Raw genomic sequence first — 13,163 nt, forward strand, 5'->3', positions numbered from 1 at the left:
CCAGCATCCCGGGTGTGAGGTCCGCAACCGTCCGCCGGGCGTCGGAATTCCCGACACGGCCGCCGACAGGGCATGCTGGATCAGAAGACGAGAGGAACCCATGTCCGCACTCACCATCGGCAGCGCACTCGGCGACCCGGCCAGCCCCGTCCAGCTCGATCCCCGCCGGTTCAACCGGCACACCTTCTGGTGCGGGCAGAGCGGCAGCGGCAAGACCTACGCACTCGGCGTGGTGCTCGAGCAGCTGCTCCTGCACACCGAGCTGCCGATCCTCGTGCTCGACCCGAACGCGGACTTCGTGCGCCTGCGTGAGACCCGCACGACGGCCGACCCCGCGGCTGCGTCGCGGATCGCGGAGAGCGACATCCGCGTGTTCCGTTCCGGCAGCGCCGAGGGGGAGCGGCTGCGCACCCGCTACCTCGACCTGTCGCCCGCGGCGAAGGCGGCCGTGCTGCAGATGGATCCGATCGCGGATGCGGAGGAGTACAACGTGCTCCTGCACTCGGAGGGGAACGCGGCGGAGTTCGACTCGCGGCAGCTCGTCATGTTCCTCCGCGCCACCGGCGACCCCGCCCGCATCCGCCTGGCGAACCGCATGGAGAACCTGCAGGTGCTCGAGTGGGACCTGTGGTCGCGCGGCCGGGCGTCGGTCGTGGACGTCATCGACGAGCGCCCCCGGGCGAGCGTGCTCGACCTCGGCGGCTTCGACCACCCCGCCGAGTCGCGTGTGGCCGCCCTCGCCGTGCTGGAGCACCTGTGGGCCCGTCGCGAGGAGCGGCGTCCGATCCTCATCGTCATCGACGAGGCGCACAACCTCTGCTCGCCCGAGCCGCAGACGGCGGTGGAGCGGATGCTGACGCAGCAGCTCATCCAGATCGCCGCCGAGGGCCGCAAGTTCGGTCTGTGGCTGTTCCTGTCGACGCAGCGGCCCACGAAGATCCACCCGAACGTGCTGTCGCAGTGCGACAACCTCGGCCTCATGCGGGTGAACGCGCCGCGCGACCTCGCCGAGCTCGCCGACGTGTTCGGTTTCGCCCCGGAGGACGCCGTCCGCCGCGCGCAGAACTTCGCGCAGGGGCAGGCGCTGTTCGCCGGCGGGTTCATCCCGCAGCCGACGTTCGTGCAGATGGGGGACCGGCTCACCGAGGAGGCGGGCGGCGACGTGAAGGTCCCGCTCCGCGAGGACTGAGTCCCGCGCCGCGCGGTTCCGCCGCATCCTGCACCGCGCGGCGGAGAAACGGGAAGGCCCCCGAGGATCGCTCCTCGGGGGCCTTCCGCGTGTGTGTCGTCGCTCAGACGCCGAAGTACAGCTCGTACTCGAACGGGTGCGGGCGAGCGGCCATCGGCTTGATCTCGTTCTCGATCTTGTACTCGATCCAGGTCTCGATCAGCTCGGGCGTGAACACGTTGCCGCGGGTCAGGAACTCGTGGTCGTTGCGCAGCGCCTCGAGCGAGTCGAGGAGCGAGTTCGGGACCTGCGGGATGTTCTTGGCCTCCTCCGGGGGAAGCTCGTACAGGTCCTTGTCGACCGGCTCGTGCGGCTCGATGCGGTTGATGATGCCGTCGAGGCCGGCCATCATCTGCGCGGCGAACGCGAGGTACGGGTTGCCGGAGGCGTCGGGGGCGCGGAACTCGATGCGCTTGGCCTTCGGGTTCGACCCCGTGATCGGGATGCGGACCGCGGCGGAGCGGTTGCCCGCCGAGTAGACCAGGTTGACCGGGGCCTCGTAGCCCTTGACCAGGCGCTTGTACGAGTTCAGCGTCGGGTTGGTGAAGGCGAGGACGGCCGGGGCGTGCTTGAGCAGACCGCCGATGTACCAGCGGGCGGTGTCGGACAGGCCGCCGTAGCCCTTCTCGTCGTAGAACAGCGGCTTGCCCTCGAGCCACAGCGACTGGTGCGTGTGCATGCCGGAGCCGTTGTCGCCGAACAGCGGCTTGGGCATGAAGGTCGCGACCTTGCCCCACTGGTCCGCGGTGTTCTTGACGATGTACTTGAACTTCAGGATGTCGTCGGCCGCGTGCACCATGGTGTCGAAGCGGTAGTTGATCTCCTGCTGGCCACCGGTGCCCACCTCGTGGTGCGAACGCTCGAGGTGGAAGCCCGCCTCGATGAGGTTCAGCGTGATGGCGTCACGGAGGTCGGCGGTCTTGTCGACCGGGGCGACCGGGAAGTAGCCGCCCTTGTAGGCGGTCTTGTTGCCCAGGTTGCCGCCCTCTTCCTCACGACCGGTGTTCCACGCGCCCTCCTCGGAGTCGACGCGGTAGAAGCTCGAGTTCTGCGAGACGTCGTAGCGGACGTCGTCGAAGATGTAGAACTCCGCCTCGGGGGCGAAGAAGGCGGTGTCCGCGATGCCGGTGGAGGCGAGGTACTTCTCGGCCTTCTTGGCGACCTGACGCGGGTCCTTGTGGTAGATCTCGCCGTTGCGCGGGTTGTAGATGTCGAAGAGCATGACGAGGGTCTTCGCCTCGCGGAACTGGTCGACGTAGGCCGTCGTCACGTCCGGGATCAGCTGCATGTCCGACTCGTGGATGTTCGCGAAGCCGCGGATCGAGGACCCGTCGAACAGCTGGCCGACGGTGAAGAACTCCTCGTCGACGGTCGACGCGGGGATGTTGAAGTGCTGCTGCACACCAGGCAGATCCGTGAAGCGGATGTCGAGGAACTTGACGTCCTCGTCCTTGATGAACTTCAGCACCTCGGATGAATCACGGAACATGGAGACTCCAGAGGTAGGGCATTCGGGAAAGTCCCCCGCCGGGGCGGGTTTCCTCGAACGTATCCCGGAGGCGTTGCCCTGGGGTGTCTCTCATGTTTCCGGCATGTTACGCGTCCCGGATTAGGCTTGGGGCGTGCCCGAAACCCCCGAAACATCCAGCTATCCCGGCGAACGACTGGGTCTTCCGAACACCGGCCGGGGGAGTGTCGCGAGGGTCGGCCGGCGCCTGGGCGCGCTGCTCATCGACTGGGCCTGCGCGACCGTGATCTCCATCGCGTTCTTCGCCTACGACGGCTTCGCGACCATGGCGGTGTTCGCCGTGGTGCAGATCGTGTTCATCCCGCTCATCGGCGGGAGCCCGGGGCACCGCATCGTCGGCCTTCGGCTCCTCCGCCTCGGCGGCGGCTGGACGGGCCTGTGGCGTCCGATCGTGCGCACGGTGCTCCTCGTCCTGGTCATCCCCGCCGCGATCTGGGACGCCGACCAGCGCGGCCTGCACGACAAGGCGGCCGGCACGGTCCTCATCCGAGGCTGAACCGTACCGACCGCCGAACGTCGCAGGACGGATGCCGCGCGTCAGCGCGGACGCGGGGCGCGCACCCGCGTGGGGTCGATGCCCTTCGGGATCGGCAGCGACGACAGCGACTGCGACACGGAGTCGACGCGCTTGATCACGGCCGCCATGGTGGGCCGGTCGATCGCGTTCGGGAGCGCCTTGATCGTCTTCGACAGCTTGCCGATCTCGACCTCGTCATCGCCATGGCCGACGTACAGCACGGTGACGGGCACACCCGAGGCGACGCGCTTGATCTTCGCCTTCTCGTCGGCCACCAGACGGGTGAGCCGCCCACGGGCGCCCTCGCCGACGATGACGACACCGCCGCGGCCGATCGCGCGGTAGACGGCCTCCTGCGTGCGGGGGTTCACGCCGACGGGCATCTCGCTCGCCTGCCATTTGCGCCCCAGGGACGTGCTCAGCACGTGACCGGCGGCGCCGGGCATGCCGTCGATCTTCTTGTACATGGCGGTCGTCGACAGGCGCGTCATGGTCATCATCGAGGCGAGGAAACCTACGAGGAGGCCGGTGAAGCCCCACAGGATGATGCTCCAGATCGCCGCCGGCGGGATGAGGAAGCCGACCCCGACGCCGAGCGCGATCGCCACGACGATGATCGCCGCGAGCAGCCAGGGCAGCCAGGGGTACTCGTCCTTGGTGAAGCGGAAGAGGGTCTTGAGCTGGGAGAAGAAACCGGGACGCTTCTCCGGGGTCGTGCTGCGGGCCATACCTCCAGCCTACCGGCCGGGACCACCTCTCCTCCCCAGACCGGTCGGCCGGGAGCTCACGCACGGAAACGGCTGCGGCCGGCATCCGGGCGCCGGGGTCGGTCACGCTCGACGGGTGATCGATCAGCGCCGGCCCGACCTGCTCGCGGATGCACTGCCACCCGTGCTCCGGCGGGTGGAGCCGCCCGCCGCCCCGTGGCCGGCGGCGCTGGTCGGTGCGGGAGACGGGCGCGGGTTCCTCGTGGACGCGGCCGACCTCTCGCCCGGCGCCTTCGGTGCGTCCGCCGAGCATGTGCTGCGGCCGGTCGAGGTCTTCCGCACCGCGGACGGACACGTCGTGCGCATGCCGCTCGTGGAGCGGCGCCTCGAACCCGCACCGACCGGTGGGCCGGGTGCGGCGGTCACGCTGGCTGTCAGCATCGTCCGCGCGGTCGGCGCGGCCGAGCCCGACCTGCTCGGTGAGTGGTGGTGCGATCCCGACGGGCGACCGGTGTTCGTCCCCGTCGCAGGAGGGACCGCGCTCCGCACCGGCGCGGCCGCGCTCCTGCGGGCCGCCGACATCGGCGCGGCACAGGAGGTGCTGGACGAGCTCGCGGCCGAACTGGAGGAGGCCGAACCGCTGCCGCTGGACGGCTGGGAGGACCGGCTGTTCACGCTCGGGGCCCCTGCCGCGCTCCAGCGGACGGAGCCCGAGACCCGGGCGTCGCGGCGCCGTGGACGCTCGCCGCGCGGCCGGTCGCGCTCGCGCGGCGCGGGGCCGGGCGCCGCGGTCTCGGACGCGGGCGTCGCCGTGTGGCGCTCGGTGCGGCGGCTGCGCGGGGACCGCAGGCTCACCGCGGGGACCGCGGCCGCGGCGGCGCTCCTGGTGGTCGTGGTCGGGCTCGCCTGGCCGGTTGATCAGGACCCGGCGGCGACGGCGGAGACGGTGGCCACGTCGACCGAGCCGGTCGAGCCGGCCGATCCGCCGCCGGTTGCCGCCGTGGCGGATGCCGGCGACCCCGTCTCCCGGGCGGTCGCGCTCCTCGGGCAGGCCCGCGGGTGTGCGGGGGACGCCGCCTGCCTGGCCGAGGTCATGGAGGACCCGGCGAAGAGCCTGCCGGCGGGTCCCGCCCGCGACGACCCCGCCGCATCCGCCTCGCTCGTCGACCACCTGGGCGGGATCGCGGTCGTCCGCGTGCAGGGCTCGGACGGGGCGGCGCAGATCGTGCTCATCGTCGCCAGAGACGGCGAATGGCTGGTCCGCGACGTCTATGACGCCGCGGACCAGCCATGAGCAGTGGGCTCAGATGCCGAGCGACCCCGCGAAGTCCGCGGCCTCGAGGCGCGCCTTGACGGCCGAGAGGAAGCGGGCGGCGTCCGCGCCGTCGATGACGCGGTGGTCGTACGACAGGGCGAGGAACACGTACGAGCGGACCGAGATCGCGTCCTTGCCGTCGACCGTCACGACCCCGGGGCGCTTGAACACGACGCCGGTGCCGAGGATCGCGCTCTGCGGGAGGAAGACGACCGGGGTGTCGAACAGCGCGCCGCGCGAACCCGTGTTGGTCAGCGTGAAGGTGCCGCCGGCGAGCTCGTCGGGCTTCAGCTTGTTCTCACGCGTCCGGGCTGCGAGGTCGGCGATCTCGTGGGCGATCTGCGCGATGTCCTTGTCGCCCGCGTTGCGGACGACCGGGGTGAGCAGGCCGCGCTCGGTGTCGACCGCGATGGAGAGGTTCTCGCTCGCGGGGTAGACGATCTGGTCGCCGTCGACGGTCGCGTTGATGACGGGGTACGCCTGCAGCGCCTCGGCGGCGGCGAGGGCGAAGAAGGGCAGGAACGACAGCTTGTCGCCGGTCTTCGCCTGGAAGTCGGCCTTCACCTGGTCGCGGTAGGCGGCGAGCTTCGTGACGTCGACCTCGACGACGGTGGTCAGCTGCGCGGTCTGCTGCATCGACGCGACCGCGCGCTCGGCGAGCACCTTGCGCAGACGCGACATCGGCTGGGTCGTGCCGCGCAGCGGCGAGACCTCGAGCTTCGGCGCGGCGGGCGCGGCAGGTGCGGCGGCTGCTGCCGGGGCGGACTGCTTCGCCTCGGCGGCCTTGAGCACGTCCTCCTTGCGGATGCGGCCGCCGACGCCCGACCCCTTGACGGTCGAGAGGTCGACGCCCTGCTGCTGCGCGAGCCGACGCACGAGCGGGGTGACGTAGGTGGGGCCGTCGTCCTCGGCGCTGTCGGCGGCGGGAGCTGCGGGCGCCGGTGCGGCGGCGGGGGCCGGTGCGGCGGCGGGGGCCGGTGCGGCGGCGGGGGCAGGTGCGGGCGCGGCGGGCGCCGGTGCGGGCGCGGCGGCAGGTGCGGGGGCGGACTCCGCCTCGGCCTGCACGGTCTCGACCGGCTTCTCGGTCGAGGGCGCCTCGGGGGCGGCCTCCGCGGCGGCGGGCGCGCCGTCGCCGATGCGCGCCAGGGCGGCACCGACCTCGACGGTCTCGTCCTCCTGGACGAGGATCGCCTGCAGGACGCCGGCGACCGGCGAGGGGATCTCGGTGTCGACCTTGTCGGTCGAGATCTCCAGGAGCGGTTCGTCGACCGCAACCTCGTCACCGACCTGCTTCAGCCAGCGGGTGACGGTGCCCTCGGTCACGCTCTCACCGAGCTCGGGGAGCACGACCTCGCGGCCACCGGCCGCGGGCTGCGCCGCGGCGGGCGCCTCGGCCGGGGCAGCGGGCGCCTCGGCGGGAGCAGCCGGAGCCTCTTCGGCGGGCGCGGGCGCGGCCTGCTCGGCGGGGGCGGCGGGCTCGGACGAGGCACCGCTGCCGTCGCCGATCTTCACCAGCACGGCGCCGACCTCGACCGTCTCGTCCTCCTGGACGAGGATCTCCTCGATGACGCCCGCGACGGGCGAGGGGATCTCGGTGTCGACCTTGTCGGTCGAGATCTCGAGCAGGCCCTCATCCACCGCGACGGTGTCGCCGACGTTCTTGAGCCAGCGGGTGACCGTTCCCTCGGTGACGCTCTCGCCGAGAGCGGGGAGGACCACGGAAGTGCTCATGGCATTTGCTCCTTCAAAGACGTGTGTGTGTCTAGCTTAGTGATCTACAGGGGTCAGAGCGTGTGCAGCGGAGCGCCCGCGAGGGCCAGCAGCGCCTCGCCGAGCGCCTCGCCCTGCGTGGGGTGCGCGTGCAGGTACGGCTTCACGTCCTCGGGGTGCGCCTCCCACCCGACGACGAGCTGCGCCTCCGCGATGAGCTCGCCCACCCGGTCGCCGATCATGTGGACGCCCACCACGGGGCCGTCGACGCGGCGGACGACGCGCACCGAGCCCGCGGTGCCGAGGATCTCGCTCCGCGCGTTGCCGGCCAGGTTGTAGTCGACGACGGCGACCGCGTCCTCGCCGAACCGCTCGGCCGCGGCGTCACGGGTGAGGCCCACCGAGGCGAGTTCGGGATGCGAATAGGTGATGCGGGGCACGACCTCGTCGGGCACGGCGACGGGGGAACGGCCGGCCAGTTGTTCGGCGACGAAGATCCCGTGCTGGAATCCGCGGTGCGCGAGCTGCGGACCGGGCACGACGTCGCCGACCGCCCAGACGCCGGGCACGTTCGTGCGCAGCCGGTCGTCGACGACGACGAACCCTCGTTCCACGGCGACGCCGGCGGCATCCAGTCCGAGGTCGTCGATCGCCGGCACGCGGCCGATCGCGACGAGCACGTAGTCGGCGGTGAGGGCGTCGCCCGCCTCGAGCGAGACCGTGACCGCGTCGTCCTGCTGCACGACGCCCGCGACGCGGACACCGGTGCGCATCGCGATGCCGCGCTTGCGGAAGGCGCGCTCGAGACCCTTGCGCAGGGTCTCGTCCTCGTTCGGCACGAGGCTCGGCAGGGCCTCGACGATCGTGACGTCGGCGCCGAGCGATCGCCACAGGCTCGCGAACTCCACCCCGATGACCCCGCCGCCGAGCACGACGACCCGCCCGGGGACCTCGCCGAGCTCGAGCGCGGTCTCGCTCGTGAGCACGCGGCCGCCGACGGGGACGCCCGGCAGTTCACGGGTGCGCGCCCCGGTGGCGATCACGACGTCCGGTGCTTCGAGGAGCTCGTCGCCGACGCGCACGCGGCCCGGGCCCTCCAGACGGCCCTCGCCGTGCACGACCGTGATCCGCCGCGCGGCGAGCAGACCCTCGAGTCCCTTGTGCTTCTTGGCCACGATGCCGCGTCGGAACGCGTGCATCGCCTCGACGTCGACCCCGTCGTAGGACGCGCGGACGCCGACGGATGCGGCGGAGCCGATGCCGTCGACGATCTCGGCGACGTGCAGCAGCGCCTTCGTCGGCACGCATCCGCGGTGGAGGCACGTGCCGCCCACCTTGTCGCGCTCGACGAGCACGACCTCCTTGCCGAGTTCCGCCGCGCGGAGGGCGAGCGCGTACCCCGCGCTGCCGCCGCCGAGGACGATGACGTCGGCCGCCATGTCAGGCCGTCCCGCGCAGCAGCTCGAGGAGGGAGCGGACCGAGGCGCCGGTCGCGCCCTTTTCGGTGAAGCCGTAGGCGCCGCCCTTGTGCCAGCCGGAGCCGGCGATGTCCAGGTGCAGCCAGGGGATCCGCGGTGCGTCCTCCGCATCCGAGACCCGGCCGACGAAGCGGCGCAGGAAGAGGCCGGCGAACAGCGAGCCCCCGGCCGGGTCGCCGATCTTCGCGTTCACGAGATCGGCGATGGGGGAGTCGAGTTCGTCCTCCATGTGGTCGGGGAGTGGCATGTGCCAGGACGGTTCTGCCGCGCGTCGCGCCGCCGCGAGGTACTCGGCGACCGCGTCGTCGTCGCCGAACACGCCGGTCGTGCGCGTGCCCAGGGCGACGATGATCGCGCCGGTGAGGGTCGCCACGTCGACGATGAGGTCCGGCCGGTCACGGCTCGCGGCGGCGATGCCGTCGGCGAGCACGAGGCGGCCCTCGGCGTCGGTGTTCAGCACCTCGACGGTCGTGCCGTCCAGCATCCGCAGCACGTCGCCCGGGCGCGTCGCGCGACCCGACGGCATGTTGTCGGCGATGCAGAGGTAGGCGGTGACGCCGACCGGCAGGGCCAGCTGCGCGGCAGCACGGACGACGGCGAGGGCGACGGCCGCGCCGCACATGTCGTCCTTCATCCCGACCATGGAGGCGGCGGGCTTCAGCGAGAGGCCGCCGGTGTCGAAGGTGATGCCCTTGCCGACGACCGCGACCTGCCGCGACGCGCCGGCGGGACGGTAGTCGAGGCGGACGAAGCGCGGCGGGCGGTCCGAGCCCTGCCCGACACCGAGGATGCCGCCGAAGCCCTGCTCGGCCATCGCGACCTCGTCGAGCACGGTGACCTCGACCGGGAGCCCCTCGACGGCGTCGACGGCACGGCGTGCCAGGTCGTCGGGGCCGAGCCACTCGGCGGGGATGGAGGTGAGGTCCTTCACGAGCGCGACGGCGCCCGCGACGGCCTCGGCCTCGGCCGCGTCGCCCTCGCCCGCATCGGGGGCGACGACGACGACACGGGCGGCGCGCGCCGGGGCGGCGGTGCGCTTGTACGCCTCGAAGCGGTAGCCGCCGAGCCCGGCACCCTCGAGGAGGGCGGCGGCGGCACCCGTCGCGGCTGGGGCGGCCAGTGCGACGGTGTCGAATCCGGTGAGCTGGCGGATCCCGGCGCCGGCGGCGTCACGCAGCGCCGCGGTGTCGGGGTCCGCGCCGCTGCCGACGACCGCGAGCGGTCCGTCGAAGACCTCGGGGGCGTCGACGCGGAGGAACGACCCGGCCGAGCCGGAGAAGCCCAGTCGTCGGAGGCGTGCACCGAGTCCGGCCCAGGCGTCGTCCTCGTAGAACGGGTCGGCGGGCGGGGGCAGCACGATGACGGCGGCGTCGGCACCGGAGGTGCGCAGGTCGGATGCGGACACGGACAGCGCGGGGTACGGCATCCCCCCATCGTAGGCGGACGCCGGCCTCCGCCCTCGGGCGCGTGTGGACTCGTAGCATGGGAGCATGCCGTTCGACATCCCCGTCTTCGAGCCCGCCGACCCGGCGCCGGTCGTCCCGGCCGGGCTGCCGCTGGTCGTGCTGCTGACCGGATTCACCGACGCGGGCTCCGCCGTGTCGCAGACGGTGGGGTATCTCCGCGACGAACTCGGCCACGCGATGGTGCGTCGCTACGACAACGACGTGCTGCTGGACTACCGCGCACGACGCCCCCTCATCGCGTTCGACACCGACCACCTCACCGACTACCGGCCGCCGCGGCTCGAGCTCACGCTCACGCACGACGCGCTCGGCCAACCGTTCCTCGTGCTCGCCGGCTACGAGCCCGACTTCGCGTGGGAGCGCTTCACCGCATCCGTCACCGAGTTCGCGCAGGACGCGGCGGTGTCCTCCGTCACCTGGGTGCACGCGATCGGGATGCCGGTGCCGCACACCCGCCCGCTCGGCACCACCGTCTCAGGCAACCGCGCTGCGCTGGTCGAGGAGCACTCGGTCTGGAAGCCGCACACGCAGGTCCCCGCGACCGCCGGGCACCTGCTGGAGTACCGCCTCGCCGAGGCCGGGGTGCCGGTCGCAGGGTTCGTGCTCCTCGTGCCGCACTATCTCGGCGACGCCGAGTACCCGGGTGCGGCGATCACCGTGCTCGACAGTCTCACCGCGGCCACCGGGCTCGTGTTCGCCACCGACGACCTGCGCGACGACAACGAGGAGTTCCTCGGCAAGGTCGCGGAGCAGATCGCGGCGAGCGACGAACTCGAGCGGATGCTGCACGGGCTGGAGGAGCGGTACGACGCCTACATGGCGGGCGCGACGCAGGCGACCCCGCTGCTGCACGAGGCCGACATCCCCAGTGCGGACGAGATCGCGGCCGAGCTGGAACGCTTCCTCGCCAACCGCGGCCCGGGCGACGAGGACCGCCAGAGCCCACGGGCCTGATCCCGCCGGGAATGCCCGGGCGCACCGACGCGTTCTTCCAAGAGCAGGATCGACGGAATCCTTGCCCGCGTATGCGACAATGGAGGACCGACCCGTTGTCGAACCCCGGTGATCCGATCGCCGAGGACTTGACAAGGGTCTTACTCGTGTCCGTAACGACCGCGGCACTCCACCCGGTGAAAGGCGAACCGTGACTCCGAGCACGAAGACCGAAAACCGCTCGCGCACCGCGACCGACACCGCTGCCGCTGAGGCCGCAGAGGAAGAGTCGGTCGCGCCCGCTGCGCCGAAGAAGAAGGCTCCCGCCAAGCGCGCCGCCGCCAAGAAGGCCGCGCCGAAGAAGAGCACCAAGAAGACCGCGAAGACCGACGACGAGTTCGAGGACGAGGGGATCGACGACGAGCCCGTCGTCGACGACACCGACATCGACGACGCCGACGAGGCCGCCGCACCCGCCAAGGGCAAGGCGAAGGCCGACGACGACGAGGAGGAGGACGGCAAGAAGAAGGCGTTCTCCGAGCCGCTCCCGACCGGCGCCATCGTCATCTCCTCGAGCGACGACGACGAGGTCCCCGTCTACTCCACCCAGATCACGGGTGCGACGGCCGACCCGGTCAAGGACTACCTGAAGCAGATCGGCAAGGTCCCGCTGCTGAACGCGGCCGAAGAGGTCGAGCTCGCCATGCGGATCGAAGCCGGCCTGTTCGCCGAAGAGAAGCTGTCGAAGATGTCGGCGGCCGAGAAGTCCAGCCAGCTGGGCCTCGACCTGCAGTGGGTCGCCCGCGACGGTCAGCGTGCGAAGAGCCACCTGCTGGGCGCCAACCTGCGCCTCGTGGTGTCGCTCGCCAAGCGCTACACCGGCCGCGGCATGCAGTTCCTCGACCTCATCCAGGAAGGGAACCTCGGCCTCATCCGTGCCGTCGAGAAGTTCGACTACACCAAGGGCTTCAAGTTCTCGACCTACGCGACCTGGTGGATCCGCCAGGCGATCACGCGCGCCATGGCCGACCAGGCCCGCACCATCCGCATCCCGGTGCACATGGTCGAGGTCATCAACAAGCTCGCCCGCGTGCAGCGGCAGATGCTGCAGGACCTGGGCCGCGAGCCCACCCCGGAGGAGCTGTCGAAGGAACTCGACATGACCCCCGAGAAGGTCATCGAGGTCCAGAAGTACGGCCGTGAGCCGATCTCGCTCCACACCCCGCTCGGCGAGGACGGTGACAGCGAGTTCGGTGACCTCATCGAGGACACCGAGGCGGTGGTCCCGGCCGACGCCGTGGGCTTCACGATGCTGCAGCGCCAGCTCGAGTCGCTCCTGGACTCCCTGAGCGAGCGCGAGGCGGGCGTCATCCGCATGCGCTTCGGCCTCGGCGACGGGCAGCCGAAGACGCTGGACCAGATCGGCGACACCTTCGGCGTGACGCGTGAGCGCATCCGCCAGATCGAGTCGAAGACGATGGCCAAGCTGCGGCACCCCTCGCGTTCGCAGTCGCTGCGGGACTACCTCGAGTGAGCGACGCGGCGGTTCCCAACGACGGCAAGGTCCTCACCGTCGAGGCGGACGGCGCGCGGTTCATGCGGATCCCGATCCGCACCCGCGTCGTCATGCCCGGCGATGAGCTCGACCCGTTCGTGCTCGAGTACGCGGCCGACCAGGTGCAGCCGGGCGACCTGCTGTTCGTGACCGAGAAGATCGTCGCGATCACGCAGGGCCGGTCGTACCTCGTCGAGGACATCACGCCCCGCAAGCTCGCGTTCTTCCTCTCCAAGTACGTGACGCGCACCCCGCACGGCATCGGTCTCGGCATGCCCGAGACGATGGAGATGGCGCTGCGCGAGTGCGGGACGCCCCGCATCCTGTTCGCCGCCGCGGTCTCCGCCGTGACGAAGGCGTTCGGCCGCAAGGGCGACTTCTACCGCATCGCCGGCGACAAGGCCCGCGCGATCGACGGCCCGACCAGCGGCACGATCCCGCCCTACAACAAGGCGGTCGTGCTGGGCCCGGAGCGTCCCACCGAGGTCGCACGCCGCCTGCAGCGGCAGCTGCCCGCCGGTGTCGACGTCGCCGTGGTCGACATCAACGACCTGGGCGGCAACATCCTGGGTTCCACGCTGGACAAGGCGGGGGAGCGGCGGCTCGTCGCCATCCTCAAGGACAACCCGCTCGGCCAGGGCCACCAGTCGACTCCGCTGGGGATCGTCCGCAAGGCCTGACCCGCTCGCACGACGCCCCCGCCCGGTATCCGGTGCGGGGGCGTCG

11 protein-coding genes are annotated in these 13,163 nt (G+C 71.6%); 6 read left to right on the forward strand and 5 right to left on the reverse strand.

What is annotated here, in order from left to right:
* Window positions 1–100 precede the first annotated feature (100 nt).
* Window positions 101–1,189: an ATP-binding protein gene (locus ACWAUO_RS05460; protein WP_460773737.1), complete on the forward strand. Its 1,089-nt coding sequence runs from the start codon at window positions 101–103 to the stop codon at window positions 1,187–1,189.
* Window positions 1,190–1,292: 103 nt separating this feature from the next.
* On the opposite strand, the gene glnA is transcribed toward ACWAUO_RS05460, so the two are convergent.
* On the reverse strand, window positions 1,293–2,717 hold the full coding sequence (glnA, locus tag ACWAUO_RS05465; RefSeq protein WP_460773739.1) for a type I glutamate--ammonia ligase: 1,425 nt from the start codon (window positions 2,715–2,717) through the stop codon (window positions 1,293–1,295).
* A 133-nt stretch (window positions 2,718–2,850) separates the two neighbouring features.
* On the opposite strand from glnA, the gene ACWAUO_RS05470 reads away from it, so the two are divergent.
* Entirely contained in the window at window positions 2,851–3,252 is a 402-nt protein-coding gene (locus ACWAUO_RS05470) for an RDD family protein (protein ID WP_460773741.1), read from the forward strand.
* A 41-nt stretch (window positions 3,253–3,293) separates the two neighbouring features.
* Here the strand turns inward: ACWAUO_RS05470 and ACWAUO_RS05475 are convergent, their stop codons facing one another.
* The gene (locus ACWAUO_RS05475; protein ID WP_460773743.1) at window positions 3,294–4,001 is read right to left on the reverse strand and encodes a DUF4191 domain-containing protein; all 708 of its coding nucleotides are present in this window, start codon (window positions 3,999–4,001) and stop codon (window positions 3,294–3,296) included.
* Between the two features lie 115 nt (window positions 4,002–4,116).
* Between ACWAUO_RS05475 and ACWAUO_RS05480 the strand changes: the two genes are divergently transcribed.
* Entirely contained in the window at window positions 4,117–5,274 is a 1,158-nt protein-coding gene (locus ACWAUO_RS05480) for a hypothetical protein (RefSeq protein ID WP_460773745.1), read from the forward strand.
* Between the two features lie 9 nt (window positions 5,275–5,283).
* Here ACWAUO_RS05480 and sucB read toward each other — a convergent pair whose 3' ends face one another.
* From sucB to ACWAUO_RS05495, 3 genes are read right to left on the reverse strand one after another with little or no spacing between them, the layout of a single operon-like run.
* On the reverse strand, window positions 5,284–7,026 hold the full coding sequence (sucB, locus tag ACWAUO_RS05485) for a 2-oxoglutarate dehydrogenase, E2 component, dihydrolipoamide succinyltransferase (RefSeq protein ID WP_460773747.1): 1,743 nt from the start codon (window positions 7,024–7,026) through the stop codon (window positions 5,284–5,286).
* Between the two features lie 53 nt (window positions 7,027–7,079).
* Entirely contained in the window at window positions 7,080–8,444 is a 1,365-nt protein-coding gene (gene lpdA, locus ACWAUO_RS05490; protein ID WP_460773748.1) for a dihydrolipoyl dehydrogenase, read from the reverse strand.
* Between the two features lies 1 nt (window position 8,445).
* Window positions 8,446–9,909 carry a leucyl aminopeptidase gene (locus ACWAUO_RS05495; RefSeq protein ID WP_460773749.1) on the reverse strand — a complete coding sequence of 488 codons (1,464 nt, stop codon included), beginning with the start codon at window positions 9,907–9,909 and terminating at the stop codon, window positions 8,446–8,448.
* Between the two features lie 64 nt (window positions 9,910–9,973).
* Between ACWAUO_RS05495 and ACWAUO_RS05500 the strand changes: the two genes are divergently transcribed.
* From ACWAUO_RS05500 to ACWAUO_RS05510, 3 genes are all read left to right on the forward strand, one after another.
* Window positions 9,974–10,903, forward strand: coding sequence for a proteasome assembly chaperone family protein (locus ACWAUO_RS05500; protein WP_460773751.1), 930 nt, complete (start codon window positions 9,974–9,976; stop codon window positions 10,901–10,903).
* Between the two features lie 190 nt (window positions 10,904–11,093).
* On the forward strand, window positions 11,094–12,416 hold the full coding sequence (locus tag ACWAUO_RS05505; RefSeq protein WP_460773752.1) for an RNA polymerase sigma factor: 1,323 nt from the start codon (window positions 11,094–11,096) through the stop codon (window positions 12,414–12,416).
* A complete protein-coding gene (locus ACWAUO_RS05510) occupies window positions 12,413–13,117 on the forward strand; it encodes a coenzyme F420-0:L-glutamate ligase (RefSeq protein ID WP_460773754.1) in 705 nt (234 codons plus the stop codon). Before ACWAUO_RS05505 ends, ACWAUO_RS05510 begins: the two co-directional genes overlap by 4 nt.
* Window positions 13,118–13,163: the final 46 nt, after the last annotated feature.

The organism is Microbacterium sp. GXF7504, assembly GCF_054798235.1.

Bases quoted from the DNA above. Each gene is read 5' to 3' on its own strand.
- ACWAUO_RS05495 (WP_460773749.1), bottom strand. From the start codon at position 9,909: ATGCCGTACCCCGCGCTGTCCGTGTCCGCATCCGACCTGCGCACCTCC.
- lpdA (WP_460773748.1), bottom strand. From the start codon at position 8,444: ATGGCGGCCGACGTCATCGTCCTCGGCGGCGGCAGCGCGGGGTACGCG.
- ACWAUO_RS05475 (WP_460773743.1), bottom strand. From the start codon at position 4,001: ATGGCCCGCAGCACGACCCCGGAGAAGCGTCCCGGTTTCTTCTCCCAG.
- ACWAUO_RS05500 (WP_460773751.1), top strand. From the start codon at position 9,974: ATGCCGTTCGACATCCCCGTCTTCGAGCCCGCCGACCCGGCGCCGGTC.
- sucB (WP_460773747.1), bottom strand. From the start codon at position 7,026: ATGAGCACTTCCGTGGTCCTCCCCGCTCTCGGCGAGAGCGTCACCGAG.
- ACWAUO_RS05460 (WP_460773737.1), top strand. From the start codon at position 101: ATGTCCGCACTCACCATCGGCAGCGCACTCGGCGACCCGGCCAGCCCC.
- glnA (WP_460773739.1), bottom strand. From the start codon at position 2,717: ATGTTCCGTGATTCATCCGAGGTGCTGAAGTTCATCAAGGACGAGGAC.